25 protein-coding genes are annotated in these 24,906 nt (G+C 46.5%); 15 read left to right on the top strand and 10 right to left on the bottom strand.

Annotation, left to right across the window (positions count from 1 at the left end):
* Positions 1 to 25 precede the first annotated feature (25 nt).
* The 4 genes from gloA to JOY44_RS04865 all read left to right on the top strand — a co-directional run bounded on the left by gloA (position 26) and on the right by JOY44_RS04865 (position 2,233).
* Positions 26 to 457 carry a lactoylglutathione lyase gene (gene gloA / locus JOY44_RS04880; RefSeq protein ID WP_171572579.1) on the top strand — a complete coding sequence of 144 codons (432 nt, stop codon included), beginning with the start codon at positions 26 to 28 and terminating at the stop codon, positions 455 to 457.
* A gap of 108 nt (positions 458 to 565) precedes the next feature.
* Positions 566 to 1,306, top strand: a complete 741-nt coding sequence (locus JOY44_RS04875; RefSeq protein WP_171572578.1) for a GvpL/GvpF family gas vesicle protein — start codon at positions 566 to 568, stop codon at positions 1,304 to 1,306.
* Between the two features lie 80 nt (positions 1,307 to 1,386).
* Positions 1,387 to 1,629 carry a gas vesicle protein GvpG gene (locus JOY44_RS04870; protein ID WP_171572577.1) on the top strand — a complete coding sequence of 81 codons (243 nt, stop codon included), beginning with the start codon at positions 1,387 to 1,389 and terminating at the stop codon, positions 1,627 to 1,629.
* Positions 1,630 to 1,756: 127 nt separating this feature from the next.
* Positions 1,757 to 2,233, top strand: a complete 477-nt coding sequence (locus JOY44_RS04865; protein ID WP_171572576.1) for an orange carotenoid protein N-terminal domain-containing protein — start codon at positions 1,757 to 1,759, stop codon at positions 2,231 to 2,233.
* A 115-nt stretch (positions 2,234 to 2,348) separates the two neighbouring features.
* On the opposite strand, the gene JOY44_RS04860 is transcribed toward JOY44_RS04865, so the two are convergent.
* On the bottom strand, positions 2,349 to 2,771 hold the full coding sequence (locus JOY44_RS04860; RefSeq protein ID WP_171572575.1) for a DUF6335 family protein: 423 nt from the start codon (positions 2,769 to 2,771) through the stop codon (positions 2,349 to 2,351).
* Positions 2,772 to 3,258: 487 nt separating this feature from the next.
* On the opposite strand from JOY44_RS04860, the gene JOY44_RS04855 reads away from it, so the two are divergent.
* The 3 genes from JOY44_RS04855 (at position 3,259) to JOY44_RS04845 (ending at position 5,832) form a co-directional block, all read left to right on the top strand.
* Positions 3,259 to 4,152: a hypothetical protein gene (locus JOY44_RS04855; RefSeq protein ID WP_171572574.1), complete on the top strand. Its 894-nt coding sequence runs from the start codon at positions 3,259 to 3,261 to the stop codon at positions 4,150 to 4,152.
* Between the two features lie 338 nt (positions 4,153 to 4,490).
* Positions 4,491 to 5,039, top strand: a complete 549-nt coding sequence (locus JOY44_RS04850) for a rhodanese-like domain-containing protein (protein ID WP_171572573.1) — start codon at positions 4,491 to 4,493, stop codon at positions 5,037 to 5,039.
* Positions 5,040 to 5,262: 223 nt separating this feature from the next.
* Positions 5,263 to 5,832, top strand: coding sequence for a DUF2267 domain-containing protein (locus JOY44_RS04845; protein WP_171572572.1), 570 nt, complete (start codon positions 5,263 to 5,265; stop codon positions 5,830 to 5,832).
* A gap of 178 nt (positions 5,833 to 6,010) precedes the next feature.
* Here JOY44_RS04845 and JOY44_RS04840 read toward each other — a convergent pair whose 3' ends face one another.
* A complete protein-coding gene (locus tag JOY44_RS04840; protein WP_171572571.1) occupies positions 6,011 to 6,751 on the bottom strand; it encodes a DUF2993 domain-containing protein in 741 nt (246 codons plus the stop codon).
* A 324-nt stretch (positions 6,752 to 7,075) separates the two neighbouring features.
* Here JOY44_RS04840 and JOY44_RS04835 point away from each other — a divergent pair, with 324 nt between their 5' ends.
* The 3 genes from JOY44_RS04835 (at position 7,076) to JOY44_RS04825 (ending at position 10,908) form a co-directional block, all read left to right on the top strand.
* Positions 7,076 to 7,294 (top strand): hypothetical protein, encoded by a 219-nt coding sequence (locus tag JOY44_RS04835; RefSeq protein WP_171572570.1) that lies wholly within the window; start codon positions 7,076 to 7,078, stop codon positions 7,292 to 7,294.
* 74 nt (positions 7,295 to 7,368) lie between these two features.
* A complete protein-coding gene (locus JOY44_RS04830) occupies positions 7,369 to 8,094 on the top strand; it encodes an SRPBCC family protein (RefSeq protein ID WP_171572569.1) in 726 nt (241 codons plus the stop codon).
* Positions 8,095 to 8,640: 546 nt separating this feature from the next.
* A complete protein-coding gene (locus tag JOY44_RS04825; protein ID WP_171572568.1) occupies positions 8,641 to 10,908 on the top strand; it encodes an FdhF/YdeP family oxidoreductase in 2,268 nt (755 codons plus the stop codon).
* Between the two features lie 71 nt (positions 10,909 to 10,979).
* Here JOY44_RS04825 and JOY44_RS04820 read toward each other — a convergent pair whose 3' ends face one another.
* Positions 10,980 to 11,912, bottom strand: coding sequence for a 50S ribosomal protein L11 methyltransferase (locus tag JOY44_RS04820; protein ID WP_171572567.1), 933 nt, complete (start codon positions 11,910 to 11,912; stop codon positions 10,980 to 10,982).
* Between the two features lie 116 nt (positions 11,913 to 12,028).
* Here JOY44_RS04820 and JOY44_RS04815 point away from each other — a divergent pair, with 116 nt between their 5' ends.
* From JOY44_RS04815 to JOY44_RS04805, 3 genes are all read left to right on the top strand, one after another.
* Positions 12,029 to 12,412: a single-stranded DNA-binding protein gene (locus JOY44_RS04815; RefSeq protein WP_171573703.1), complete on the top strand. Its 384-nt coding sequence runs from the start codon at positions 12,029 to 12,031 to the stop codon at positions 12,410 to 12,412.
* A gap of 59 nt (positions 12,413 to 12,471) precedes the next feature.
* Positions 12,472 to 13,431 carry a TPM domain-containing protein gene (locus tag JOY44_RS04810; RefSeq protein ID WP_171572566.1) on the top strand — a complete coding sequence of 320 codons (960 nt, stop codon included), beginning with the start codon at positions 12,472 to 12,474 and terminating at the stop codon, positions 13,429 to 13,431.
* Between the two features lie 73 nt (positions 13,432 to 13,504).
* Positions 13,505 to 14,995, top strand: a complete 1,491-nt coding sequence (locus JOY44_RS04805; RefSeq protein WP_197984961.1) for a phosphoglucomutase/phosphomannomutase family protein — start codon at positions 13,505 to 13,507, stop codon at positions 14,993 to 14,995.
* A gap of 160 nt (positions 14,996 to 15,155) precedes the next feature.
* Here JOY44_RS04805 and JOY44_RS04800 read toward each other — a convergent pair whose 3' ends face one another.
* On the bottom strand, positions 15,156 to 16,355 hold the full coding sequence (locus JOY44_RS04800; protein WP_171572565.1) for an AGE family epimerase/isomerase: 1,200 nt from the start codon (positions 16,353 to 16,355) through the stop codon (positions 15,156 to 15,158).
* Between the two features lie 244 nt (positions 16,356 to 16,599).
* Between JOY44_RS04800 and JOY44_RS04795 the strand changes: the two genes are divergently transcribed.
* Entirely contained in the window at positions 16,600 to 17,223 is a 624-nt protein-coding gene (locus JOY44_RS04795; RefSeq protein WP_197984960.1) for a PadR family transcriptional regulator, read from the top strand.
* Between the two features lie 120 nt (positions 17,224 to 17,343).
* Here the strand turns inward: JOY44_RS04795 and JOY44_RS04790 are convergent, their stop codons facing one another.
* Positions 17,344 to 17,637, bottom strand: a complete 294-nt coding sequence (locus JOY44_RS04790) for a hypothetical protein (protein WP_171572564.1) — start codon at positions 17,635 to 17,637, stop codon at positions 17,344 to 17,346.
* 190 nt (positions 17,638 to 17,827) lie between these two features.
* On the opposite strand from JOY44_RS04790, the gene JOY44_RS04785 reads away from it, so the two are divergent.
* Entirely contained in the window at positions 17,828 to 19,486 is a 1,659-nt protein-coding gene (locus JOY44_RS04785) for an ABC transporter substrate-binding protein (protein WP_242541714.1), read from the top strand.
* Between the two features lie 121 nt (positions 19,487 to 19,607).
* Here JOY44_RS04785 and JOY44_RS04780 read toward each other — a convergent pair whose 3' ends face one another.
* The 5 genes from JOY44_RS04780 to JOY44_RS04760 form a co-directional block, all read right to left on the bottom strand.
* Positions 19,608 to 19,949, bottom strand: coding sequence for a type II toxin-antitoxin system RelE/ParE family toxin (locus tag JOY44_RS04780; RefSeq protein WP_171572563.1), 342 nt, complete (start codon positions 19,947 to 19,949; stop codon positions 19,608 to 19,610).
* Positions 19,942 to 20,187 (bottom strand): hypothetical protein, encoded by a 246-nt coding sequence (locus tag JOY44_RS04775; RefSeq protein WP_171572562.1) that lies wholly within the window; start codon positions 20,185 to 20,187, stop codon positions 19,942 to 19,944. The genes JOY44_RS04780 and JOY44_RS04775 overlap by 8 nt, the downstream gene beginning before the upstream one ends.
* A 13-nt stretch (positions 20,188 to 20,200) precedes the next feature.
* Entirely contained in the window at positions 20,201 to 23,158 is a 2,958-nt protein-coding gene (locus tag JOY44_RS04770; RefSeq protein WP_203031934.1) for a HEAT repeat domain-containing protein, read from the bottom strand.
* Between the two features lie 294 nt (positions 23,159 to 23,452).
* Positions 23,453 to 24,640, bottom strand: a complete 1,188-nt coding sequence (gene sat, locus JOY44_RS04765; RefSeq protein WP_171572560.1) for a sulfate adenylyltransferase — start codon at positions 24,638 to 24,640, stop codon at positions 23,453 to 23,455.
* A gap of 50 nt (positions 24,641 to 24,690) precedes the next feature.
* Positions 24,691 to 24,849 (bottom strand): hypothetical protein, encoded by a 159-nt coding sequence (locus tag JOY44_RS04760; protein ID WP_171572559.1) that lies wholly within the window; start codon positions 24,847 to 24,849, stop codon positions 24,691 to 24,693.
* Positions 24,850 to 24,906 lie beyond the last annotated feature (57 nt).

Below are 24,906 nucleotides of genomic sequence, written 5' to 3'. Positions count from 1 at the left end.
AAAGCAAACTGATTAAGGAAGAACCATGCGACTACTTCACACAATGCTGCGGGTCGGCAATTTAGAGCAGTCCCTAAACTTTTATTGCACCTTTTTAGGCATGAAACTACTCCGCCAGAAAGAATATCCCGGCGGGAAATTTACCCTGGCATTCGTGGGCTATGGTGATGAATCGGAAAATTCTGTTCTGGAACTGACTTACAACTGGGGCAAAGAGGACTATACCTTAGGCGATGCCTATGGGCACATTGCGATTGGGGTCGATGATATTTATGCAACCTGCGAACAAATTCGCACCCAAGGCGGTAAAGTCACCCGTGACCCAGGACCGATGAAGCACGGTTCAACCGTGATTGCGTTTGTAGAAGACCCCGACGGATATAAGGTGGAATTGATTCAACTGAAAACCCACAGTGAGATGGAGTCTGAGAAAGCGGCTGAAATCGCTTCAGCTTAGGTGAGTCTATCCAAAACAAGTTCTAGATGGAAAGTTGAGGTGATCTACGAAAGCTTAAGGGAACTCTAGAAAGATAGCTCCTTCCTGTTCTTTCGCTGATGTGCCCCTATGACCCACGGATTATATCTTTACGGCATTTTTCCCATTCCAGGACCCCAAAACTTGCAGTTGGAAGGATTGGATCAACAGCCAATCCACGCCCATGAAATTGATGGCTTCACCTTTCTTTATTCTGAAACACAACAGAGCCGCTATTTAGCAAGTCGAAAAAACCTGCTAGGGCACGAACGGGTGCTGGAGCAAGCAATGCACGCTGGATACCGAACATTGCTGCCGCTACAATTTGGATTGATTATTGAAGATTGGGATGCGGTGACACAACAGTTGACTGCTCCTCATAGCGATCGCCTGCATCACCTCTTCACCCAGCTAGACGGACATCGAGAAGTGGGTGTAAAGCTGTTTTGGGAGCAGGAAAGCGAACTGCAACTACTGCTGGCAGAAAACACCGCTTTGCAAGCTCAGCGCGACAACTTGGAAGGAAAAACCCTAACCATGGATGAAGTCGTGTCTATTGGGCAGGCGATCGAGCGATCGCTCGACTCTCGCAAACGCACCATCATTGAAGCATTTCGTGCAGCGCTCAATCACCTCGCTGTCAATACGGTAGAAAATGACAGCCTCACCGAAGCCATGATTTATAATGCCGCCTATCTCATTCCTTGGGAAACTGAAGCTGCCTTCAGTGAACAAGTTGAAGCCCTTGATCGCCAGTTTGAAGGTCGCCTTAAAATTCGCTACAACAACTTCACTGCGCCGTTTAACTTTGCTCAGCTAAACAGGGACTAGGGAACAAAAAACCAACCCCAAACTCCTAAACCCAAAACTCGAAGCCTAAGCCTCATTTCCCTTCGCCCCTCGTATTTCCTATGCTCTTCCGCCTCCTTTTCGCTCCCGTTACTGGCATCACCTGGATTGCTGGACAACTTCAAGAACGAGTCGATTCTGAACTCAATGTCAAAGAAAATATGCAAAAGCAACTTTTGGCATTACAGCTGGCCTTTGATATGGGTGATGTCCCTGAAGCGGAATTTGATGAGCAGGAAGAAGAATTGCTGCTGGCGATTCAGGAACTAGAAGATTTGGAAAATTTGGAGCAGGAAGAAGAATAGAAAGACTATCGGTGCACGCTTTCTCTGTCTTTAGAAGCAGTTGTGATCTCTATCCTGCGCTGGGTTAAAGCCTTATCTATCCCTCGTAACCTAAGGAAGCTTACTGATAAGAACAAGAGGTTTTTCTATGACTTATGTTACTTCAAATGTTGCGCCTGAGCAGGTAAAAGCTTTCCAGGCTCTAGAAGTAGATCAACAATTGGCACTCTTCTATTTTGTTTACAAAAAAATGGGTGATACTGTTACGCCTGCGGCTCCAGGAGCTAGTAAGGCATCACCCGAAATTGCTGAAGGATTGTTGAATCAGGTCAAAGAGTTGCCTTTTGACGATCAGCTACAGCTTCAACGGGACTTAATCACAGGCAAAGATACTGTTATTACGCGTGAGTATGCGGCACTAAGCGATACAACGAAACTGTTATTTTGGTATTTGCTGGCTCAAGGAATGGACAACAATCAAATTATTCCAATGCCGTCTGATTACCAGCTTTCTGGTGAAGCTGATCAGCTATTAACCCAAATTCAAGGGTTGGGCTTTGAAAAGCAAATTGCCTTTTTCCGCGATATTGTTTCTCCTATGGGATTTGACTCAACAGGTGCTTAATAGCATTTGTGTTTGAGGTATTTGAACAATACAAACTGGTTTAGATAAGAATTGGGAGTGTGTTTGAACCTACACACTCCCAATTCTTATAATTCATCAATGACGCAAGGCACCATTACTGATTGGTCGAGCGATCGCCATAGTCTTCTGATGCTTCTGGGTCGAGTTCCCAACGGCGATCGTCTCGTTCTTCAAGAATTTCATTAGTTCGCAGAAAGGCTCTATCATCCATCTCTAGCCCGACTGCCGCTCCTAATTCATCCACAATATCCATGTCAGGCGTTGGCGCTGTGCCCCCAACCGCTTCATCACCTACAGCATCAGCATCTATGCTGGTTAGCATTGCATCGGCTTCATTAAAATCCTGTAGGCGATCGCGTAAAGTGTGACCACCAACACTAGATTCAGACTGATCATGAACCCCTGTCCCATAGGACTCTGTCATTTCTTGGGGCAAATCGCCATTTTCTTGTAGCGCCTGTTCATCAGTCACTTCGTCGGGATTATCTAAGAATTGATTGTCTACTTTATTGATCATTTTCTGGTTACCTTTGATTTGATTGAAACTTGCATAAAACTAATCTGTGTTCTGCTGTAGCACTCGTTTTCAATTATTTCAGCTACATCTAAACTGCATGATGTCTTAATTTGCTATAAGTTTAACCAGATTTTTAAGCAACAAAATCATTAGGTAGATAGATAATCTTTTTCGTCTATATGTCCAGAGCTAAAAAGCATACTTACCCTTTATTGAGTAAATCTAAAAACACCGCAGCAAAGTTTTTACATCTATGAATTTCTTTTGATTGATGTCTCTCTTTTGATGCCTATTCAACCTTTCTAACGACAGACACGTTAGTTGTAGGTATAACTTACAGTTTACATATCAACACTCAATCACCACAGATTGAGACCCGAAATCGAGTTTTTCTCAATGTTGAAAAGCGCATTGCGAGAAGCCATGCCCGAGGAATCCATGGTTCTCTTGTGCAGCTGCTAAACCTTTATAAATCTAGGAGACAATTATGAAAATCAAGTTCGATCGCACAAACCACCTGATCAATATCGCAAGATTCGCTAGCATCAGTGCTCTTGCAGTTTGTTCCACAGTCACACTGTTTCAGCCAGAAGCTGCCCATTCTCAACAGTCACCTTCTAATCCTTCAACAGTAGGAGATCTGAACGAGCAAAACGGTAATACTCCCAACAATTCAGAAAACCCAAGCACAATCAGACGGAACCCTTCAACTGACAAAAATGATAGCTTGACTGCTCCTAGTAACACTCTTCCTGGAAGAGGCAGCTATACTGCGCCCCGGAGCGGTAGTTCAACTAACAGCCTTTCTCCTAAAACACCTCAAGATGCTAAAAATCCATCTATGACTACCAGCGGTGATGCCGACTCTCAAGTAGGCGGTAGCCGACGCACTAGCCCAACCATTGGCGGTAGCGGTGATGGTGCTAATGGCAATATGCGCATGAATGGAACTACTCAGACTCAGCCAACCCGTACCAGCCAGGACTCTATGAGTCCATCTATGCGAACTGATGGCACTGCTGATGCCCCAGTAGGCGGTAGCCGACGCACTAGCCCAACCATTGGCGGTAGCGGTGATGGTGCTAATGGCAATATGCGCATGAATGGAACCACCCAGACTCAGCCAACCCGTACCAGCCAAGACTCTATGAGTCCATCTATGCGAACTGATGGCACTGCTGATGCCCCAGTAGGCGGTAGCCGACGCACCAGCCCAACTATTGGCGGTAGTGGTGATGGTGCTAACGGAAACATGCGTATGAATGGAAACACGAATTCAAATACAGATACTCGTGTAAATTCCACAACTGAGATGAACGGCACCATGAATAACTCAACTGGCACTTCAGGTACCTCAAATGCGGTGCCAGGACTCTGGTAACACCTGAGCGTTTGGTTAGTTAATTAGTTAACTGATTGAGCTACCAAAAATGCAAACTCTAATGTAGTTACACCTCATTATTCGTAACTAGTAAACCTGTCTTAAAAGGTGATGGGTTTACTAGTTAGACCCTATAGAGCTGTTCTGCAATCATTCTTCTAAAAATTCGATCATTAATTTGGTAGCGCACCAAACCTCACAGGCGAAACCTATTTATCTCTTAAGAAAGAGGTGTATGACTTCCGTTATTTATAAGGTTTAAATAACGACTCCAGTGGGCTAATTTGTGAGTTCCAATCAAAAAGTATAAACATGAATCTCGTTAAGGAGTTGACAGAATGAATAATGAAACAGGCGATGCTATTAAGCAACCGTTTGACGAAGCTCATGAGCGTGAAGAGAACACTCTTGAAAAAGCAAAAGTAGCGTTTAGTGATAAGCTTCCTATCTCAACGCCTGCTGCTGCCGTTTCTAGTAGTGAAGTTAGTGTTCACGAGCTTAAGTCACGCCTAAATTGGGGAGAACCCGGTTTGACAATTCTAGATGTTCGCGATCGCGATGTATTTGATGACTGTCGCATTTTGGGTGCAATGAACACACCTGTATCAATCTTGCCAGGTGCAGTGCAGTCTACGTTGCAATTCAAACGTGACATTTATATTTATGGCAGTAATGACGGAGAATCGACTACAGCCGCTAATATACTGCGCGAAGCTGGTTTCCATCAGGTGGCAGTGCTAAAAGGTGGTCTAGAAGCTTGGTTGAAAATAGATGGCTCTGTAGATGGGGTGAATACAAACACAGATCCCGGTCCAGATGCATACAATGTCTTTTCTAGACTTAAAGAGTTTGCTAATGAGCGCGCTAAAGAAAAAAGTGTGAGCTAACTTTATAAGTGCATTTCGTTAATTTAAGCGATGTGTTTAATATTCCTTGTTTTATGGCTTTTTGCATCTCAAAGTTATAGAACAAGGAATTTTTTTAGCACTTAAATTGAAACGCGATCGCAACTACAATCTTTCTTTTGATGGAAGCTTTTAAGTGAATTTTATCTTTAGATCTAGATATTCAATAAGTAACTATTTTGTTTATCCGTAAGGAGCGATCGCGATGTTAGAAAAAAAAGTAGATCAAACTTCGATTCCAAATGACCCAACTGAAGTAGAGGCAGAAAACTTAGCATCAGCAGTCAAACGTCCTGCCGATGCAGAAATCTCAGATGAACATCGTCCCTTTTTAGAGAAAGTGATGGTAAATGGCGGTCTCTCTGATCCGTATGATGCTAGAGACATTACCGAAGTGGTTTTTCGGGTAATGCGTGATTTGATGACCACAGAAGCCGCGGATAGGGTAGCTGATGAGCTACATGAAGAAGTTTTGGATACTACCGATAAAACACTTCAGATGGAAATCACAACGCTGTGGAAAGATACCAATCCACTGGTTGGATTTTTAAGTCGAGTACGTCCACCTTGGCAAGGACCTGGGATTTTCAAAATCACTTCTGACCGATTTTTGTTTAGAGTTGCAAACGAATCTGGAATGTCTCGGGCGGTCGATCGAGATAAGGTGATTAAAGCGATTTTCTCTGCTACGAAGGATGAGTTATCAGAAGAACGTATTGAAGAAGTAGCAAGTTGGTTACCGGACGTTGTGCGGAACCTTTGGGAGCAAGCATAGTTAATCGTCTGTAATTTGATTTACAGATTTATAAGGGCGTGGTGCTTGGACAATCACTTTAACGGCTCATTCCGAAAAGTGTTGAGTGCTACGCCCTTATTTAATGGGTTAATGAGCCAATAGAGTCAGGCTCATCATGAATTTAGAGTAGTATTTCTTCTAAGGTTCACACTTGGAGCTAGAAGGTCGGTATCTGTTCAATTTTAGTTTTGGCGTGAATGATTAGCCGTTGTGCTTGAATGTCAATCTTTTGAAGCCAAAGAGCCATTCCTGGCATGTCAAAATTGCTTAGATCCAAGAGCATAGTGAGCTGCTTTAAGATCGCTAAGCCTAGCTCTGGCGTTAATCCCTGTCCCGCCACAGACAGAATTTCTAGATTAACTTGCTGACCATTTTCTTTGATTTGTGGAATCACTGTAGCTGAAAGAGATTTAGCTTCGTTGTTCTCTCGCACTAAAAAATCGACGTTTAGCGAAAGGGTTCCTTGCTCAAGTAAGCGAACGTCTGCACGGTGAACTTTAATTGTGTGAGACTGCCCATCAACCTGTAATTTTAAATCCTGAAGTTTGTTGGCAATGTAGTCAGACTCTAAAGCTCGATTAAGATCACCCTCTGTTAAAACAATTTGAGCATCGGCATCGGCGGGTTGACTCAGTTCGATGTTGCCAAAAAAAGCGCTAAAGGGATTGATAGAAACCTGGTTTGTTTGAATTTCTAAGGACTCCATGCGTAGGTCTTGTTTTATGACCATTCCTTTGCCGCTAATTGCCACAGAGTCTACTTCTCCCTGAAGCAACTTACCTGGGTTTGTGCGAATATCAACATTAAAATCTTCTACCTCGTCTAGCTGGTTCGCAATTCCTATTTCTGCAACTTTACTGAGGGCTTGTTCTCCCAGATCGGGGCTATTAGATACCATTCTATCGTCTCCACAATTTGCTATTTTAAGCGAACTAGATTTAGGGATTTAGTTCTAATTCCCTTACTCATATGTGACTTAATGGAAAGAGATTGTTAATCTGTCTAAGGTGAGAGAAGCCACATTGTTGTGTATGTGAGAATATTTTGAGTAGGTAAGTTTTAGTTCAATAAAACAATATCAATCTGTTGCTTAACTACGTCTGACATTAACTTATTTAGTCTATAAACCACTCTTTATTAAATATCTATTTCGCCAAATGTTCAGAGATTGCATAAGTCATGCGATCGCAGATTTACTAAATTCAAATGGGAGGTTCAACCGATGGTAGCTTCAACTCAAATTACTTCTCTCCTTTTAAGTGCCCCACCCGATCCAACAACCTATCCCGATCTGCCCACACCTGATTACCCTGCTCCTGCCCCTATGCCCACGCCGGATGTGCCAAGTCCTTATCCAACACCGACTCCACAGCCCGATTCGCCGCCGATGTCAACGCCAGAAATGCCTCCTGAGATCATGCCTGGAGTTCCATCTATTTAGTCAGCATACGTTCATGACCGTTGTTCAACTAACAGTAAGCGGTCAACCCTAAATAACGATTGAAAGGAAGCACAATGGAAACACCATCAACGTCGAATAATCCTAACCAATCGGGACAAGCTGATAGCCGTAGTGATACCGAGCGATATGGCACGCTAATCGGCGGCGGAGCGCTGATTTTGATGGGGCTAAAGCAGCGTTCTTTGAGGGGCGCTTTATTAGCACTGGCCGGGGGTGGGTTAGCTTACCAGGCTGCAACGGCTCAAAAAAGTTTGTCGGATACGGTGTCAGAGACGGTTAGTCAGTCTCTAGAGTTGGGTAAAAGTAAGCAGGTCGAGAAGACAGTTACTATCTCGAACAAGACTCCAGCAGAACTTTATAGTGTTTGGCGAAATTTTGAGAATTTGCCAATGTTCATGAAACATCTCAAATCTGTACAGGTCATTGATGAAACTCGCTCTCATTGGGTTGCCAAGGCACCATTAGATAGCAGTGTGGAATGGGATGCCGAGATTGTTTCCGATCAAGAAAATCAACTGATTGCTTGGGCTTCGGTAGAGGGTGCCGATATCGATAATTCTGGCTTTGTTCGGTTTCAAGCAGCGCCAGAAGGTAGAGGCACCGAAGTGAAAGTGGTTCTGGAGTATACGCCGCCGGGTGGAACAATAGGAAATACCATCGCAAAAATCTTTGGCGAAGCACCAGAACAGCAAATTGGCGAAGAACTCCGCAACTTTAAGATGCTGATGGAGGCAGGCGAAATTGCAAGTACTGAGGGTCAATCATCAGGGCGTTCTTAAAATTGAATCGTCTTTGAGTTTGATGATGGCGCAGCCCCGCAGCTCACTATGCCCTCAGCAATGCCTAAAACTGTTCATAGTCTGCGAATGCCATCAAAATCTGTGTCTGTCTATGTTAGCTCGCGATACTTGGAGTCCCGGATGAGAGCCTGTTGCAAAATGGCAATTGCAAAATCAATCTTTTCTTGTAATTTCTAGCAGCAGGCTTAGCTGTAATAGGCTGCGTCGCAATCTGGTTGGGTTTTCAGTGCTCTGTCATAGGTGGCGATCTCCGTTTCCCTTTGCCCTAGGCTAAACGGCGTACACCACAGTTATCAAATGGGCACTCTTAAAAAGATTTAAACGTCTGCACCTTTACTAAAACGAACTAATTGCATTTACTCAATAGCTGAACTTTAGTTGAACTTTGATATGGCTAACTGTTGACATGAATGACAAAAATCAGGAATGTCCTCAAGGATGACGGTTTATTTGGCTAAATCTTTGTAGAATTCACGTTAGCCGCTCAAATAACTACCCTACTCAGCTTTTCATTGAGGCAAACGCATGGATTCCACGCAGCAGAATGTTCAGCCTGTACCTCCATTTAATGAGAAAAACGCAGAAACTCCAGCGATCGGGGGTGGTTTATCAATCATTGAATATTGGGCAAAACATACGCTTTCGCCTGAGGGTCCCAAACTATGGAAAACATTGCTGCATAAAAGTGCCTGCCTATCTTGTTCTTGGGGAACGGGTGGACAAAAAGGTGGCTTTACCAATGAGGAAGGTGAAAAGCTCCAGCGCTGCATGAAGAGTGTGGAATCGATTTCGGCGGAACTCAAACCTGCTGTCCCGATGCAGGTGTTTGAGCAGCAAAGTGTGGATCAGCTTCAGCGCTTAACCTCCATGGAAGCCGACCGACTGGGACGGTTAGGGTATCCAATGATTTTGCGAGAAAAGAAGTCTTACTATGAGCGAATTTCATGGGAAGAGGTCTATCAAATAGCCGAAGCAGCGTTTCGCAAATCGCCTGAGCGGGTTGCATCCTACAGTTCTGGGCGTTCTTCAAATGAGGCTGCATTTCTGCTGCAACTGATGATGCGGACCTTAGGCTCTAATAACTTGGCAGATTGCTCTGACCTATGCCACGCGCCCTCGACTACAGGGCTAAATAAGATGTTTGGCACACGCACCTCAATTGTTAGCCTGGAGAATTTGAAAAAGGCTGATTGTGTGGTGCTAGCGGGTTCAAACCCGTCTTATAATCAGCCCCGCTTGATGAACGAATTGATCAAGTTACGCGATCGCGGTGGCAAAGTGATTGTGATTAATCCAATCATGGAAATTGGCTTAGTCAAGTTTGGTTCTCCAGCATTTCCAGTCAAATCATTAGTTCCGGGTTCCGAAATTGCATCTCTATATCTACAACCTATTCCTGGTAGCGATACCGCACTGTTTGTAGGCATTCAAAAGTCTTTGTTGGAGCAAGGCTTTGTTCAAGAAAATTATTTGCGTGCCCATACAGAAGGTTGGGAAGCAGTAGTTGAGCAAGCAAGAGTAACCCCTTGGGAGACGATCGCGTCAACCTGTGGAGTGTCTCAACCAGAAATTGAGGCTGCCGCAACCATCATCGGCACATCTAAGGGCGTTGTGTTCGGATGGGCAATGGGCATCACGCAGCAGAAAAATAGCGTAGACAACGTTTACAGCATTGCGAATACGGCTTTGCTATCTGGCAATGTGGGCAAAGAAGGCGCAGGTGTGATGCCAGTGCGCGGACACTCCAACGTACAGGGATTTGGATCGATGGGGGTGACGGTGGATCTCAAAAAAGAGATTCAGCAAACCCTAGAAACCTTGTTGGGGCGATCGCTCAGTCCAGTGAAAGGCTACAACACGCGATCGCTGATTGAAGCGGCGGATGCTGGCAAGGTCGATACGCTTCTTTGTTTGGGTGGCAACTTATATGGGGCAAACCCAGACTCAGCTCAAGCGAAACGGGCATTAGGCAACATTGAAACAATCATCTACGTGGCGACAAAGCCAAACCTGGGGCATTTTCACGGATTGGCAAAGGTCAACACGATTGTGATTCCAGTCCTCAATCGATTTGAGAATCCTTATAAAACAACGGTGGAATCAGGCAATAATTTTGTCCGATTCAACGACCCCGGCGAAACCCATCTGACAGATGCCGATCTAATTTCTGAAGTGACGTTTTTAACAGAACTGGCGCATCGGATTCATGGCAACGATCCAGTTGATTGGCAGCAGTTACAAGACACGAAATATGTGCGGCAACTGATTGCCCAAACCATTCCCGGATTTGAAAAGATGGCAGCGATCGATGAAACCAATGAAGAATTTACCATTAGTGGACGGATTATCACGGAGCCACACTTTCCAACGCCTTCCGGCAAAGCAGCCATGTTCACTACTCCCTTACCCGCCCTATCTTTACCAGAGCTAAAAGATTTTGGAGTGCCTGAATCAACTCAAGGCATTGTGGTTGCCCTGATGACAGGACGTAGCTATTCTCAGCACAATACAGTGGTTTACAAAATTGATGATAAATATCGAGGGATGCCCCATCGCAACTGCATTTTGATGAGCCGAACCGATGCAGAACAAGCTGGATTGCAGGCACATCAGCGGGTTACAGTTCAAGGCAATGTTGGCAAACTAGAGCAAGTTGAAGTGATTTATGGCTCAGTTCGCCCCGGATCTGCGTTGATGTTTTATCCCGAAGTCAATGCCATTTTTCATCCAGAAATGGAGACGCGATCGGGCACTCCGGCCTATAAACGAGTGCCTGTCTTAGTTCATGCATAAGTACTATTTTGTAAAGGATGAAAAACAAATAATTGCTTGCTATGGTTTTAAGGCGTGGCAAAATCTATCTTCTATTGTGAATGGCGGCTAGACCAGGCGATCGCCACCCAATCTTCCGATCGCTCATATTCCAGCGCTTCAAACCCCACGGCTTGCAGTGCTGCGACAACTTCAGATTCCTGATCAGTGTTGAATCCAGCGGTAATCAGCAGTCCTTCTCGGCGCAAGGCTTTGCGGTAGTCAGCGGCAAGGGTGATGTGGATACGTCCCAGGATGTTGGCGGCGATCAAATCCAGGTTAGAGGCTTGAATAGTGGCAACTTCCTGGGTTAGCGTGTTGCTCATCCAATGTCCCAAGCTGCTGCCGTTGCCCAAGCTGCCGCATTGCACCGTGACTTGAGCCTCCACCTGATTGTCCTGAATCGTTGCCTGGGTCGCTTGCACCGCGATCGCGTCATTATCCAGCGCCAACACCTGCGCCCCTAGTTTCGCGATCGCCACGCTCAAAATTCCCGACCCACAGCCTAGATCCAGCGCTTTCATGCCAGGAGCTACGCGCCGTTCCAACAAGCGCAAACTCAGGATTGTCGCGGGATGTAAGCCACTGCCAAAAGCAAGACTCGGCTTCAGCCGCAACAGAATTTCATCAGAGCTGGATTGATAAGCATCAGTTGCGAGCACGACAAACCGCTGCCCAATGCGATGAATCGGGGAATTTTGGGATGCGGTGAGAGACTTAGTCTCCACAACAGCGGTCTCTAATTCTGTGGTTAAACCAGTTCGATGCAGCGGCGCGAGAAGTTCAGCGATCGCATCCACCCGCGTCCTTGATCGGCGATCGTGCGGCACATAAAAACACAGCCTAAACATCCAGCTAGCGGGAGCTGCTTGAGGCTGATAGTTAGTAATGGAGAGATTTTCTATACTCTCAGCTTCCGCCAGCAGAGTGCAAACCCAATCCACCGCTTCAGCAGTTGTATCCAGGCTCAACTCAATCCACGCCATGATGTAGCCGCACAATAGACCATTCCAATCCTACCGAAGACCTTTGATAAGCGCGAAAATAGAATGATTGATTGAAAATAACCATCTATGAATCAAGACCTATTGAATCAGGACCAATGGCAGCAGTGGCTAGAGGTTCAACAGCGCCAAGCCACTGCATGGAGCGCATTGCCGCATCGCTGGAACGGTTAGCCCCCGTCAGCCAGGCAGCGCCCAACTATCAAAAAACACTGGAAGAGTTTCGCAGCTTCGACTGGGCGATGATTGGGGCAACCATCGTGCAATCTGATCCCTCTGGAGCCGCGATCGTAGAATGGAATGGGCAGCAGTTCACCCGGCGATCGCCCACAAATAAATTTGGTGAGGCAATTTGGTTTAGCCGCAGCGTGGGCAAAGATGATGATGGCAACACGCGCTATGAACGCCTGATCACATTCAAAAAGGCGGGCGAAGTGGAACCCATTCCCGATCGCGTCAATCGGGCAATTTCCCATCTGTAACCTGGCATTTATTGCTTGAAAGCAGCAGTAGTTCTTCAATCCTGAGAGCACAACCGCAGATGATTAAACCAATAGTAGGGATTGGAATTGTTAATCTTATCGTTCTCAGTCAATCTGCGATCGCCCTTGCGGTTACTGTTCAAGATATCCTCAATCCGAGGCGGGTGAACAGTTGGGTTGCGGATACCGCCGATTTGCTCACGCCGCAAACAGAAGCAGAAATCAATCGTATCGCCACTGGGCTAGAAACAAAGAACGGCAGTGAGATTGCTGTGGTGACTGTGCCAACTACCAAGCCTTCTCAATCTTCAAAAGCGTTTGCCACAGAGTTGTTCAACACCTGGAAAATTGGCAAGCAAGGTAAAAACAATGGTGTGTTGTTTTTGATTTCCAAAAACGATCGCCGCACCGAAATTGAAACGGGCACCGGACTCACGACGCTGTTACCCAGTTCTAAGGTAGAAATAATTCTGACGCAAAAAGTCACACCGCAATACAAGCAAGGCAAGTTTGATCAGGGCACTTTGGCAGGAACCCTGGCGATCGCCCAAGCTTTAGACTCATCCCCTACGTCAAACAATTCCGCTCAAGCATCAGATGCCATGAACACCCGATGGAATCTACTCTTATGGCTTTTGGCGGGAGGATTTACAGTCGCCTTTTTCTTCCCTGTCCATGCCATCGTTTCTAAGATTGCGAAAGGGCTAAGAAGCCGGAACTTAGTTAAGCAAGGTCCCAGAACGTCTAACGACAGTTCCAGTAGTTCATCGGACTGGGATAGTTCCTACATTTCTTCCAGCAATAGTTCTTCCAGCTACAGTTCCAGCAATAGTCCTTCCAGCTCCAGTTCCAGCAATAGTCCTTCCAGCTCCAGTTCCAGCAATAGTCCTTCCAGTTACAGTTCCAGCGATAGTTCTTCCAGCGATAGTTCTTCCAGCTACAGTTCCAGCAGTGATAGCGGCAGCAGCGACTTTGGCGGTGGCAGTAGTGATGGCGGCGGGTCTGGCGGTAGCTGGTAAGGATTTGATGAGTTCATTGTTTAGGGGTGGATGATCGCCTGCGGTTGCGAATACACTCGTGAGGGGAATCCCAATGAAAAAAGTGCGAGGCAACGTGTTTATGACTCAATCCACTCCGACTGCGGCATTGATTGACGGCATCAAGTTTGGGACAGATGGTTGGCGGGGTGTGATTGCGGCAGAGTTTACGTTTGAGCGGGTGCGCTATGTGGCAGCGATCGCGGCACAAGTGCTAGCAGAAAACTATAGCAGCGAAACCAACAACAGCCGCACCGTCATCGTGGGCTACGATCGCCGCTTTTTGTCAGAAGAATTTGCGGCGGCAGTAGCGGAGTCCGTTCAACAAGCTGGATTTGATGTCCTGCTGTCGGATGGCTACGCACCCACTCCCGCTTTTAGCTGGGCAGCAAAACAGCAAAATGCCCTAGGCGCGTTGGTGATCACTGCGAGCCACAATCCTGGCAAATATTCTGGCTTGAAAGTCAAAGGAGCCTTTGGCGGCTCTGTTTCACCAGCGGTAACACAGCAAATTGAAGCGCGGTTGCCCCAAGGGTTTACTCCCGCTGCCAAGAGTGGCAGCCTCACCACCTTCAATCCCTGGACAAGCTACTGCGAAGGGCTACGAACGAAGGTGGATATTTCCATGATTCGGGATGCGATTCAAACCGGTGAACTGACGGTGTTTGCAGATGTGATGCATGGTGCCGCAGCAGGCGGCTTGGAGCAATTGCTGGGCATTGCCATTCGCGAAGTGAACAGCGATCGCGATCCGTTGTTTGGTGGTGGCGCACCCGAACCACTGCCCAAGTATATGGCTGAACTATTCCATCAGGTTCACAGCCATCGACAACAGCACCCAACTGGATTAGTAGTGGCGTTGGTGTTTGATGGCGACAGCGATCGCATTGCGGCAGTCGATGGACAGGGCAACTTCCTCAGCTCCCAAATTCTCATCCCAATTTTGATGGAGCATCTCGTTGTCCATCGCGGCTTTACGGGTGAATTCATCAAAACCATCAGCGGTTCAGATTTGATGCCCAAAGTGGCGGCGTTGCACAACTTGTCCGTCTATGAAACGCCGATTGGCTATAAATATATTGCCGATCGCATGTTAGAAACCCCGGTGTTAATTGGCGGCGAAGAATCTGGTGGCATTGGCTATGGCAACCATATCCCTGAACGGGATGCCCTGCTGTCGGCGTTGTATGTGTTAGAAGCGATCGTCAAGTTCAACGCCGACCTCAGCGACATTTACCACGACCTGCAAACCCGCGCCGATTTCTTCTCTAGCTACGATCGCATCGATTTACCATTGTCTGGGATGGAAGCACGGGCGCGACTGTTGAACCAATTAGAAAGCCAACCCCTGACCGAAATTGCTGGGCAAAAAGTAGTGGATGTATTGGCAATCGATGGTTACAAATTTCGATTGGAAGATGGACGCTGGCTGCTGATCCGCTTCAGCGGCACGGAACCCGTTTTGCGGCTTTACTCGGAAGCAAAAACCTTGGATCAGGTTCATGAGACTCTTGACTGGGCGAGGGAATGGGCAAATAACGCCTAGGCATTAAGGAATAAAAGCTAGAGACTGGCGATCGCCTCAAACACACCCATTCGGATGGATGAGGAATGGATGACTTTGCCAAATGGCGATCGCTATAACTTAGTGAATGGAGTAATCACCGTTCGCAATTTGGGAATAAAGCACTGCTGATTGACTAAACTCAATTGCTGATTGAATCAATTGTTTTTAATGCTTCAAACTGTTGCCAGCATAAATACAACGCTCGTGGCACATGAAAGCAGCCTTTCCATTTACCACCTTTCAAATCTAGTAACACTTCTCCACGACGGTTGAGATAGCCAAACCACTCGCCAAACTCTGGGTCAGCAAAGTGTGACCAGGTATAGTCATGAAGGGTTTGATACCACGTCCAGCAGGCTTCATTTCGGGTGAGGCGATAGCCCATTGCCAGCGCCACCAGTGCCTCTAAATGCACCCACCACAATTTTTGATCCCATTCCAATTGTTGGGGCGGATGCCCTTGAGAATCCATGAAGTAGTAGAGTCCGCCGTAGGTTTGATCCCAGGCAACGTTGAGAATATTCAAGATGACATCCACGGCTTGCTGAATAGTTGACAGATCATTGCGACGTTGAGCAATATCCATGATGAACCACATCGCCTCAATCCCATGCCCCGGGTTGAGCAACCGTCCCTCAAAACAATCCACCAGGGAGCCATCCGGGGCAACATTCTCGATCATCAAGCCACTTTCCTGATCCAAAAAATCAGTCATCACTTCCTGCACAGTGGCAGCCAAAACTTGTTCCAGTTGATCATCGGGCAGAAGCCACTCCATCTCTAGCGACAGGTTTGCTAAAATCATCGGCACTGCCAGAGCTTTCATTGGGCGAGTACCGGGATAGGCTTTGGTGTACTTGCCTTTGGGATTGTCTTTTCGGCGCAAAACATTGTCATATGCCTGAAGCGCAATGTCCTTTGCCCATCCCTCACCCGATGCTTGGGCATATTTGCTAAACGCCATTGCGGCGAAACAATCGGAAAAAATGTTGTAGGGCTGGATTAGAGGATTGCCGCCGCGATCGAGGGCAAAGTACCAGTTGCCCTCGCTATCTCTACCATGTTGAGCCAGAAATTGAGCGCCGTGAGTGGCGATGTTAAGCCAGTCTGCTCGGTTTTCTAGCTGATTATAGAAGGTGGAAAAAATCCACAGTTGGCGATTTTGCAGCCAGATGAATTTATCGGCGTCGTAAACTTTTCCGGCGCGATCGAGACAAGTAAAGTAGCCGCCAGATTGATGATCAAGCGAGTGATTTTGCCAAAAGGGGATGACATCGTTGAGCAAAGCATTTTTGTACTGATTCGCATATTCAGCCATCGCTGGAATGTTGTGCGCCATATTTTTTCACCTATAAATTTCCGTTGAGTGCAGAGATCTGTAGAGGCGTAACATTCGGCAGTCAGTCGGCAATTGAGTCGTCAAGTTGATTGCCTAAATGCCACACCCTGACGCAGATGCCATACCAACAGAAAATTTACAGCAACAACCCGTGTTTCGTCCTAATGTTGTCAATTACTGAGTTCAGTATAGCGATATATCGCGATATATCGCTATACTGAACTCAGTAATTGGATGACAAAAAATGAGAAGGTTTTGGAACGATGTGGCAATGCCAATCTGGGCAGAAGTTGGTTTTGAGCCAGTAGCAGTTAGCGATCGCTTTCACCACGGAAGACCCCGCGATCGCCCCTTCGGAAGACCTTACGGACGACATCGAGATGAGGATTTTTTAGGCGATCGCCCTGATGACACTCGCGTTCGACGTGGCGATGTCAAGTTCATTCTTTTGGAGTTGCTATCTCATCATCCTAGCCATGGCTATGACCTGATCAAAGAGATGGAAACTCGCCAAGGAGGATTTCGTCGTCTGAGTCCGGGTTCAGTCTATCCCACGCTGCAAATGCTTGAGGAAGGCGGCTTTTTGACCAGTGTGCCGGAAGGCGGCAAGCGCATTTACACAATTACCGATATGGGTCGGCAGCTTTTAGCTGATCGTAATCAACAAGATAACGGTTCTCCCAATCCTGCAAGAGAGGCAGCGGCAGGCAAGTCTCAAGCGTTTACTGAGTTACGAAACACGGCGACGGAATTGGCAACGGTGGTAGCTCAAGTAGCGCGGAGTGGAGATGTAGAGCAGATGAATCGAGTCCGCGACTTGCTAGACCAAGTGAAGCGGGATATTTATGCAATTTTGGCTGAGCGATGATTTTTACCTAAGAGCCAAAAGCCATTGGCTTTAACGATGCAGCACTGAGTTGAGGAGAGTTTCTATTACACGATCGCGGGATAGAGTACTAGTTTCATTATCGTAAAAAAATTTCTTGGCTTATTCCCAGGTTGCCACCAGCTTTAGCACAGGTGGAATTTCTTGATCGACAGCAAATTCTAACTGGGTTTCGCGCAGCCCAAGATAGCCCGATTCAGCAAAAGAAAGTAATAGGCGTTGAAGTGCTAGCCATACTTCGGGGTCATATTCCCAGTCGCCATGTCGCTTAGTGTGAACCGCGATCGCCTTCAGTGCCCAAAAATAACTGTTCCGCACCACCGAGCCGCTCTTTTTGAACTGCGGCACATCTTCATGATGAATAAACAATATCTGCTGTTGAATGCTGGCTCTCATGAACTGGATAAAATAGTAAATATGAACTAATCTAGTGTATCAAAGATTTCTAGGCAGGCGCTTTGATCCTGAAAAACCCTCTGATCTACACTGTACTCATTTTTTAGGAGGATAGTTTGCCAAACAAATTTGGCATCAGGACGTATCCTAAGTAAGGTTCTTTGATGGAATTTGGTGGAGAGGGGAAAACATGATTTGGCAAAAATGGCAGATGCAAAAATGGCGAGGCTGGCGGCTAGCGATCGCGTTTCTTGCCGCGATCGTGTTAACCAACTGCACCGCAGGCAATCAACCCTCCGTACCTAGTTCCAGTGGAACCCCCGCATCTTCCTCATCCGCCTTAGTCTATGGATCAGGCGGACAGCCAGTCAACTTGGAGCCAGGAAATATCACCGATGGCAACTCCTTGATTGTGCAAAACCAAATTTATAATCGCCTGATGGAGTTTAAACCCGGAACAACCGACCTCCAGCCAGCCTTAGCAACCGAGTGGAAAGCCTCTGCCGATGGCAAAACCTGGACATTCAAACTGCGGCAAGGGGTCAAGTTTCAAGATGGCACAGACTTCAATGCCGAAGCAGTCAAGTTTAATGTCGAGCGCTGGTGGGATGCCAGCAATCCCCAAGGCTACCGCAACGCAGGCAAAATTTATGAGGTATGGTCACAGGTCTTTGGTGGATTCAAAGGCACACCCAATTCCATCGTGCAATCCGTGACGGTTGTAGATTCGGCAACGGTGCAGTTTGGGCTAAAGCAGCCGTTTGCCGCCTTTCCCAACGCGATCGGCTCAGCCTTTTTTGGCATTGCCAGTCCGACAGCCGTTAAAAAAGCCGGAGCAAAATACGGCACTCCGGGCTCCTTAGCAGTGGGAACCGGACCCTTTGTGTTTAAAGAATGGCGCACGGGCGATCGCATTGTTTTAGAGAAAAATCCTAACTACTGGCGATCAGGGTTTCCCAAAGCCAACCAACTCGTCATCCGCTTTGTTGCCGATCCTGCTGCACGACTAGCTCAACTGCGTGCTGGACAGATCGATTTCACCGTGGATTTGGCACCAGATCAAAAGAAAGAAATTGATGGAGATGCAAATTTAACGGCGATCGCTCGTCCATCTTTTAATGTGGGCTATCTGGCGCTGAATCCTAGCTATAAGCCATTGTCGGATGTAAAGGTGCGGCAGGCGATCGCCTATGCTATTAACCGCCCCGCGATCGTTCAAGCGTTTTGGGGCAGCTTAGGCAAACACGACCCCCACTTTTTACCAGAGCCAGTTGCCTGGGCAAACGATTCTGCCCTTGCCGCCTATCCCTTTGATCCCCAAAAGGCCAAACAGTTACTGACGGAAGCAGGCTATCCCAACGGGTTTGATCTAGAACTGTGGTACATGCCCGTTTCCCGCCCCTATTTTCCTACGCCTAAACCTATTGCCGAAGCCTTTGCCGCCGACCTCAGCGCTGTTGGCATTCGCGTCAGCCTCAAAACAAAGGATTGGGCAGCCTATCTAGCAGAGCGGCGTAAGCCTCCTGGCTATCAATCATTCATGCTGGGCTGGACAGCGGACTATGGCGACCCCGATAGCTTCTACTTTCCTCACTATGCTCCTAGTGCCACCACCGACATCGGCAATTGGAAAAATGAAACAGTGTCTCAACTTTTGAATCAGGGACGAGCGCTTCAAACCCAAGCCGATAGAGCCAAGGTCTATGCTCAAGTAGATAAAATTTTGCACCAAGAAGTTCTTCGGTTGCCCATTGTTCACTCACAGCCGCTAGTGGCACAGCGCAAAGCGATCGCGGGGTGGGTTCCGAGTCCCCTCGGCGCTGAACCGTTTGAATCCATCAGCAAGTAGTGAGCAAGAAACGCAATCACTTACGATCGCTACTAAACTGGATGGCAGAGTACGTTTCTTGAAATTACAGAATCAACCATCATTGATCGCCCTTGGTATTCTGGGTGATACTTCATGTTAGTTATGATTCACTGATCGCCTCTCTAATTTCTGCTGCTGTTACATCTTCTTGATCTGATTTTGAGTAAATCAGTAACAGCAAAACAGCCGTGGAGGATTCAACCTGATAAATTAATCGATAGCCAGCGCTTTTTCCCTTTTGAATATCGCTGTTTTTAATGCGGATTTTGAGAACAGTGTAGCCGACTCCCGAAATTTGCTCTCCCGCAAAGTCACCTGCTTGAAGTTGCTCAAGAACTGGCTGCACATCGTCACGGATTTGACGATAGCGTTTGGCAAGCTTACGCAATCTTCGTTGAAATTCAGGTGCAGCCCGAACCACAATTGGAAGCTCGTCAGGCATCAATGTCATCCCACAATTGCTCAAGTGGAATTGTCTGACCGGCGCGCGTTTCCTGCCATGCTTGGCGCAGACCTGCTAAGACGCTCTCCTTCGATTCATCATCTGGATCATGGGGTGAAATAACCTGAGTTAAGGACTGCAAGATAAACTCTTCCAGAGAAAGATTGAGTGTCTCTGCTTGAAGCGTTAGCTGCTGTTCCAGTCCATCTGGAATTTGAATGGTTAGTGTTTTAGCCATAACTAATCTCCATTTAGGAAGGAATATCAAAAGCCAGGATGGTTAAAGTTAATTCGCGATCGCGATCGTCCGGGTAACAAACTGTAAATCGAAACCACGCTTTCTTTAAATTACTATTTCCTTCTCGAACAAAGTATTGATGCTGCTTAATTTCTTGAGGGATCTTTTGAACTACATCAGAAAATTTTTGATTTCGGCTAAATATCAATAGTGCAAGCTTTGTATCGCGCCAAGTAACGTATCTTTGAAGCAATTGATCAAGAGCCTTTGCTAAGCCATTTTCCCCATGCCATATTTTGCACTCTGCTATTAAAATCTTTTCTCCATTAATACGAACCAAAATATCTGTTTTTCCGCCTTTGTTATAGGCTTCTGCTTCTGCCACATTGCTGTACTTTGCATTAACAGCATGTATGAGAATGTGTCTGAGAGATTCTTCATCAAGACTCCTGATCTCTTTTGGGCTTGATTCAATATTTCGACCAGAATCAAAAATGGTCATTAAAATATTGTCGTAAAGCTGATCATTTGAAGTGATGGATGACTTTGTGAAACTTCCTCTCTTCCTTTCCCTTTCCTCTACTGACACCTGAGCTATTTCGTAGTTGTAGAACCCACAACGATTTTGAATTGTATTAATAGATTTAGCCACATACCAGAAATGGATATTCTTGTAGTATTGCCACAAAGTTAGTAGAGCTTGAGGATTACCAATATTTTCTAAAGCCTCAACTGTCTTCTCATGAATATCAGTAAAATCTAAATCATTTAGAAGATCAATCAAGCCTGGTACTGCTAAGTCGGAACCAATCTGACAAAGGGCACTAACAGCATTCAGTCGTACATAATAATCCGTGTGTCTAAGAACAGTTAATAGCCCGAATATTGCCATCTCAGAGCTAATTTCTACCAATGTTTTAGTGGTAGCATTACGAACTCTATAGTCCTCGTCACCAAGAGCTTTAAGTAAGTGTGGTACTGCAATATCGGAATTAATTTTCCCCAGAGCCTCGGCTGCTGCTTCACGTACACTCGGCTCCAAATCCTCTAAAGCTTCAATTAATTTTGGGACTGCAATTTCTAGACCGATTTCTCCTAATGTGCGAGCAATTCCTGTACGTGCCATCCAATCTAAAGACTCAAAATCATCTAAGAGCTTTAAAACGCAGTCTGGTGAACGCATCTTTTCAAACATTGCGTCCATAGCTGGACGTGTATGGTTTAAATAATTAATTTCAGCGGTTATCAAGAACTCCAAATGGGAATTTTTTTTACTAAGTTCATTGGTAATACAAGTAATAACTTCTTGTATTCCAGGATCTGGGTTCTCTCGAAAAGGGTATAGAAGTTTTAGAAATTCCTTTGAGAATTGTTCTGGAACTACTGAGCTAATAATATGAGCAATTCTCCAACGAGTATCGTGATTGGAATTTTCGAGAGTCTTGAATAACTTTGGAATAGCCGTATCGGAATCCATCGCTAACAGAGAGCAAATTCCTCTATAAGATCCGTCAAAATCTGAATTGTTGGTAACGAAGTCAAGCAATCCTAAAATTGCTGCATCTGTTCCAATTTTTTCCAATGCATTAAAAGCTGTTTGCCGTAATCCACCATCTAGCTCTTTTGCCAATTCAAGTAGTTTGGGTACTGCTAGACTAGACCCAGCTTTCCCTAATGCAAAGGCTGCACTTCTAAGACTACTTGAAGTTGAATCACGTAGAATATTTAGCAGTTTTGTCTCTGCTATGCTAGAGCGTGTCTCGCCTAATAATTCATTCTGTAAATTTTCATCTACTTTTTGATTTGAGACTAACATCACAGCTTGCTCCTGGAATCTCCACTTCACTCTTCCTGCTAATCTCGCTCCTAGCCTCAAATCAACTTGTAGAGATAAGTCTACTGTTTGCAAAGCTTGAGTTTCGTTATGGAGTAAACCCAGCATGAGTGCGATCACTTCTGTCCATTTCAAATAATTCAAATAATCTTGCTTCAGTTCGGCATGGCTGAGTGTGGGAAGCAAAGCTAATAGTTTTTCAGCCGCATAGTATTCCTGAAACAGTTGATGCAGGAACTCGATGTGGTCAAGATCTTTAACAACCAAAAGTTTAAATCTCAACAGGTCTTCCAGCCATGCTTTAGCATTTTGAGCCGGAGTTTCAACGCGACCTGTGAGGTAATCTTCTAAAACTTTCTCGGCTTTCGTTTTGGAGATAGTTAACCAGGAAGAAGTAGGTTTGCAAGGATCAGTGTGGGGATCTCCTTGAATCATGGTGAAGGCGAGATGCTGGAGCAATTCGGCGGTGAAACGGCGGGAATCACCTGAAGTGGGTAAGGTATGGGATGGTTTGAACTTCTCGTAGCGTCGGACAAATTCTTGGCGAAACAACTCACCTCGATTTTGCGGTAGTTGTCCATCGGGGCTGTCTTGCACCACATCGCAGAGAATTTTCAAGAGCAAGGGAGTTTCTGCCAGTTCTCGCAAGCGTTCTTTGAGTTGGCGCAATAGGCTCTCTGCTTGCCCAGGCAATCGGTTTTCGATAAACTGCCGCATCTGTGGTTCGGTCAGCGGCAGCATTTCCAGCTTTTTCTCAATGCCTAAATCTGCTCCCGCTCCCAGTTCTCGTGTGGTGAAGATACGAGGATTAGCGCAAAAGTCCTGGTCACGTTGAAATTCATCCAAGGCTGCCCACGCATCGCTGGTGGGCAACTCATTCAAGCCATCAAATAGAAGCAAAAACCGTCCGGCGAGTAGCAAATCTTCGATCGTCGCCTCATCCAATCGCACTCTTCGCAGTGACTTCTGAATCCAGTTCGCGACTGAACCATCTCGGCGATCGCGTAATTCAACCAAAACCGGAATGGTGAAATCTACTTGTCCGTTCTCGATGACTGCTAAAGCTTTTTGTGCTTCTTCACAACACAATCGTTGTAAGGCAGTCGATTTGCCGGAGCCAGGTTTGCCAACCAGCAAAACATGGTCAGATGCGAATCTCAACACTCCATCCAGCACCTCAAAGCGTTCTGGCGGCTCTTGCCGCTGCTGGGTCGGATCTTGTGATTGGCGAGAGATAACTGTTTGCACCTTCAACGGCAATTCAACTTGCGTGGGCGTATAGCGATCACCCCAATCTTGAGAATTAGGGTGAGGCAGCGATCGCAAGTAGCCCCGAAAATCCAGTTCAGCCATCAAAACTTGTGCAGGAGCGTTGCTTCGATGATAGGCGATCGCTCTGGCATCGGTAGATGACTCAACCTACGAGATAAGCTAGATTTCGTACTGATTTTCAGCAAAGACCTTCATCGCCCGTGCCAGTTCAGCCGCGACTTGAGGACGAGAAAATTGCGGCGGCGGTAGTTCTCCTCGGCGCAGCATCTCGCGAACCTTCGTTCCCGATAGATGAACCCGCTCCTCAGGCAGACTAGGGCTAGTTTTCGTTGTTGCCATGCCCTCCGTGCGTGTGCAATAGAAAGCGTGTTCAAACTTCAGCGGCAAAATACCCAATTCCTCAGGCTTAAACTCATCAAAAATATATTGAGCATCGTAGGTGCCATAGTAATCGCCCACACCCGCGTGGTCACGCCCCACAATAAAGTGAGTACAGCCATAGTTTTTTCGCACTAGAGCATGGAAAATTGCTTCACGCGGTCCGGCATAGCGCATAGCAGCGGGGTTAATTGCCAAAATCACGCGGTCTTTGGGAAAGTAATGTTCCAGCATGATTTCGTAGCAGCGCATTCGCACATCGGCAGGAATGTCATCTTCTTTCGTTGCGCCCACCAGCGGATGCAGAAATAACCCATCCACCACTTCCAACGCGCACTTAATAATGTATTCATGGGCGCGATGAATCGGGTTGCGAGTCTGAAAACCTACTACGGTTTTCCAGCCTTTTTCACGGAACAGCGATCGCGACTCAGCCGGATCGATCTGGTAAAGGGGAAGCTTGGAATGCGGATCGCGCTGCAACAGCCACACTGAACCTGCCAGATTCATCGCGCCCTGGTTATACACCACAGTCACCCCAGGATGCTTTTCTTCGTTGGTGCGATAGACATGCAGCGCTTCCTGCTTTTTGTCGTAGTGATATTTTTGCGTCAGTTGCAAGACTCCCACAAAGCGCCCTTTGGAATCATCCAACCGGACTAAGCTGCCTTCTTTCAACGGTGCCGCCACCTCTTCAGTCACCGAGAGCGTAATCGGAATCGACCAGGGTAAGCCATTGGCTAACCGCATGGTATTGACCACCGAAAGGTAGTCTGCTTCTTCCATAAAGCCTGTTAGCGGACTGAATCCCCCGATCGCAATCATCTCCAAATCAGACACGGTGCGCTCATCGACCTGCACCACTGGCAAATAATCCGCTTTATCCAAAAACTCTTGTCGTTGAGCGGTAGTGGCGATGCGATTGACCAATTGGCCGCCGTGAGCAGCAATACTGTCTTGTTGAATCATGATGAGGGGCTAGAAATGAGGGATTGGAAACTAAGTGGTTAGAAATGAAACTAACCTTTGCGGCGAGCAGGTCGATTAGCACGTTCTTCGGCGTCGCGTCGGCGGAGATCGCGCCATTCTGCCAGAGTCAGATAGGCTACGCCACCACTGACAGCTATCAACAATCCAAACGCTGCTAAAATCAGAACGCTAAAAACAGGATATTCCACAGTTGTATTGAAGAGTTGTTCTTAGACCAAAAAACTCAGGCTTCTGCCTATTTAGGC

This window comes from Leptolyngbya sp. Cla-17 (assembly GCF_016807185.1).
Lineage (GTDB): Bacteria > Cyanobacteriota > Cyanobacteriia > Leptolyngbyales > Leptolyngbyaceae > ULC077BIN1.
This window is presented reverse-complemented; position numbering and strand designations above follow the sequence as displayed.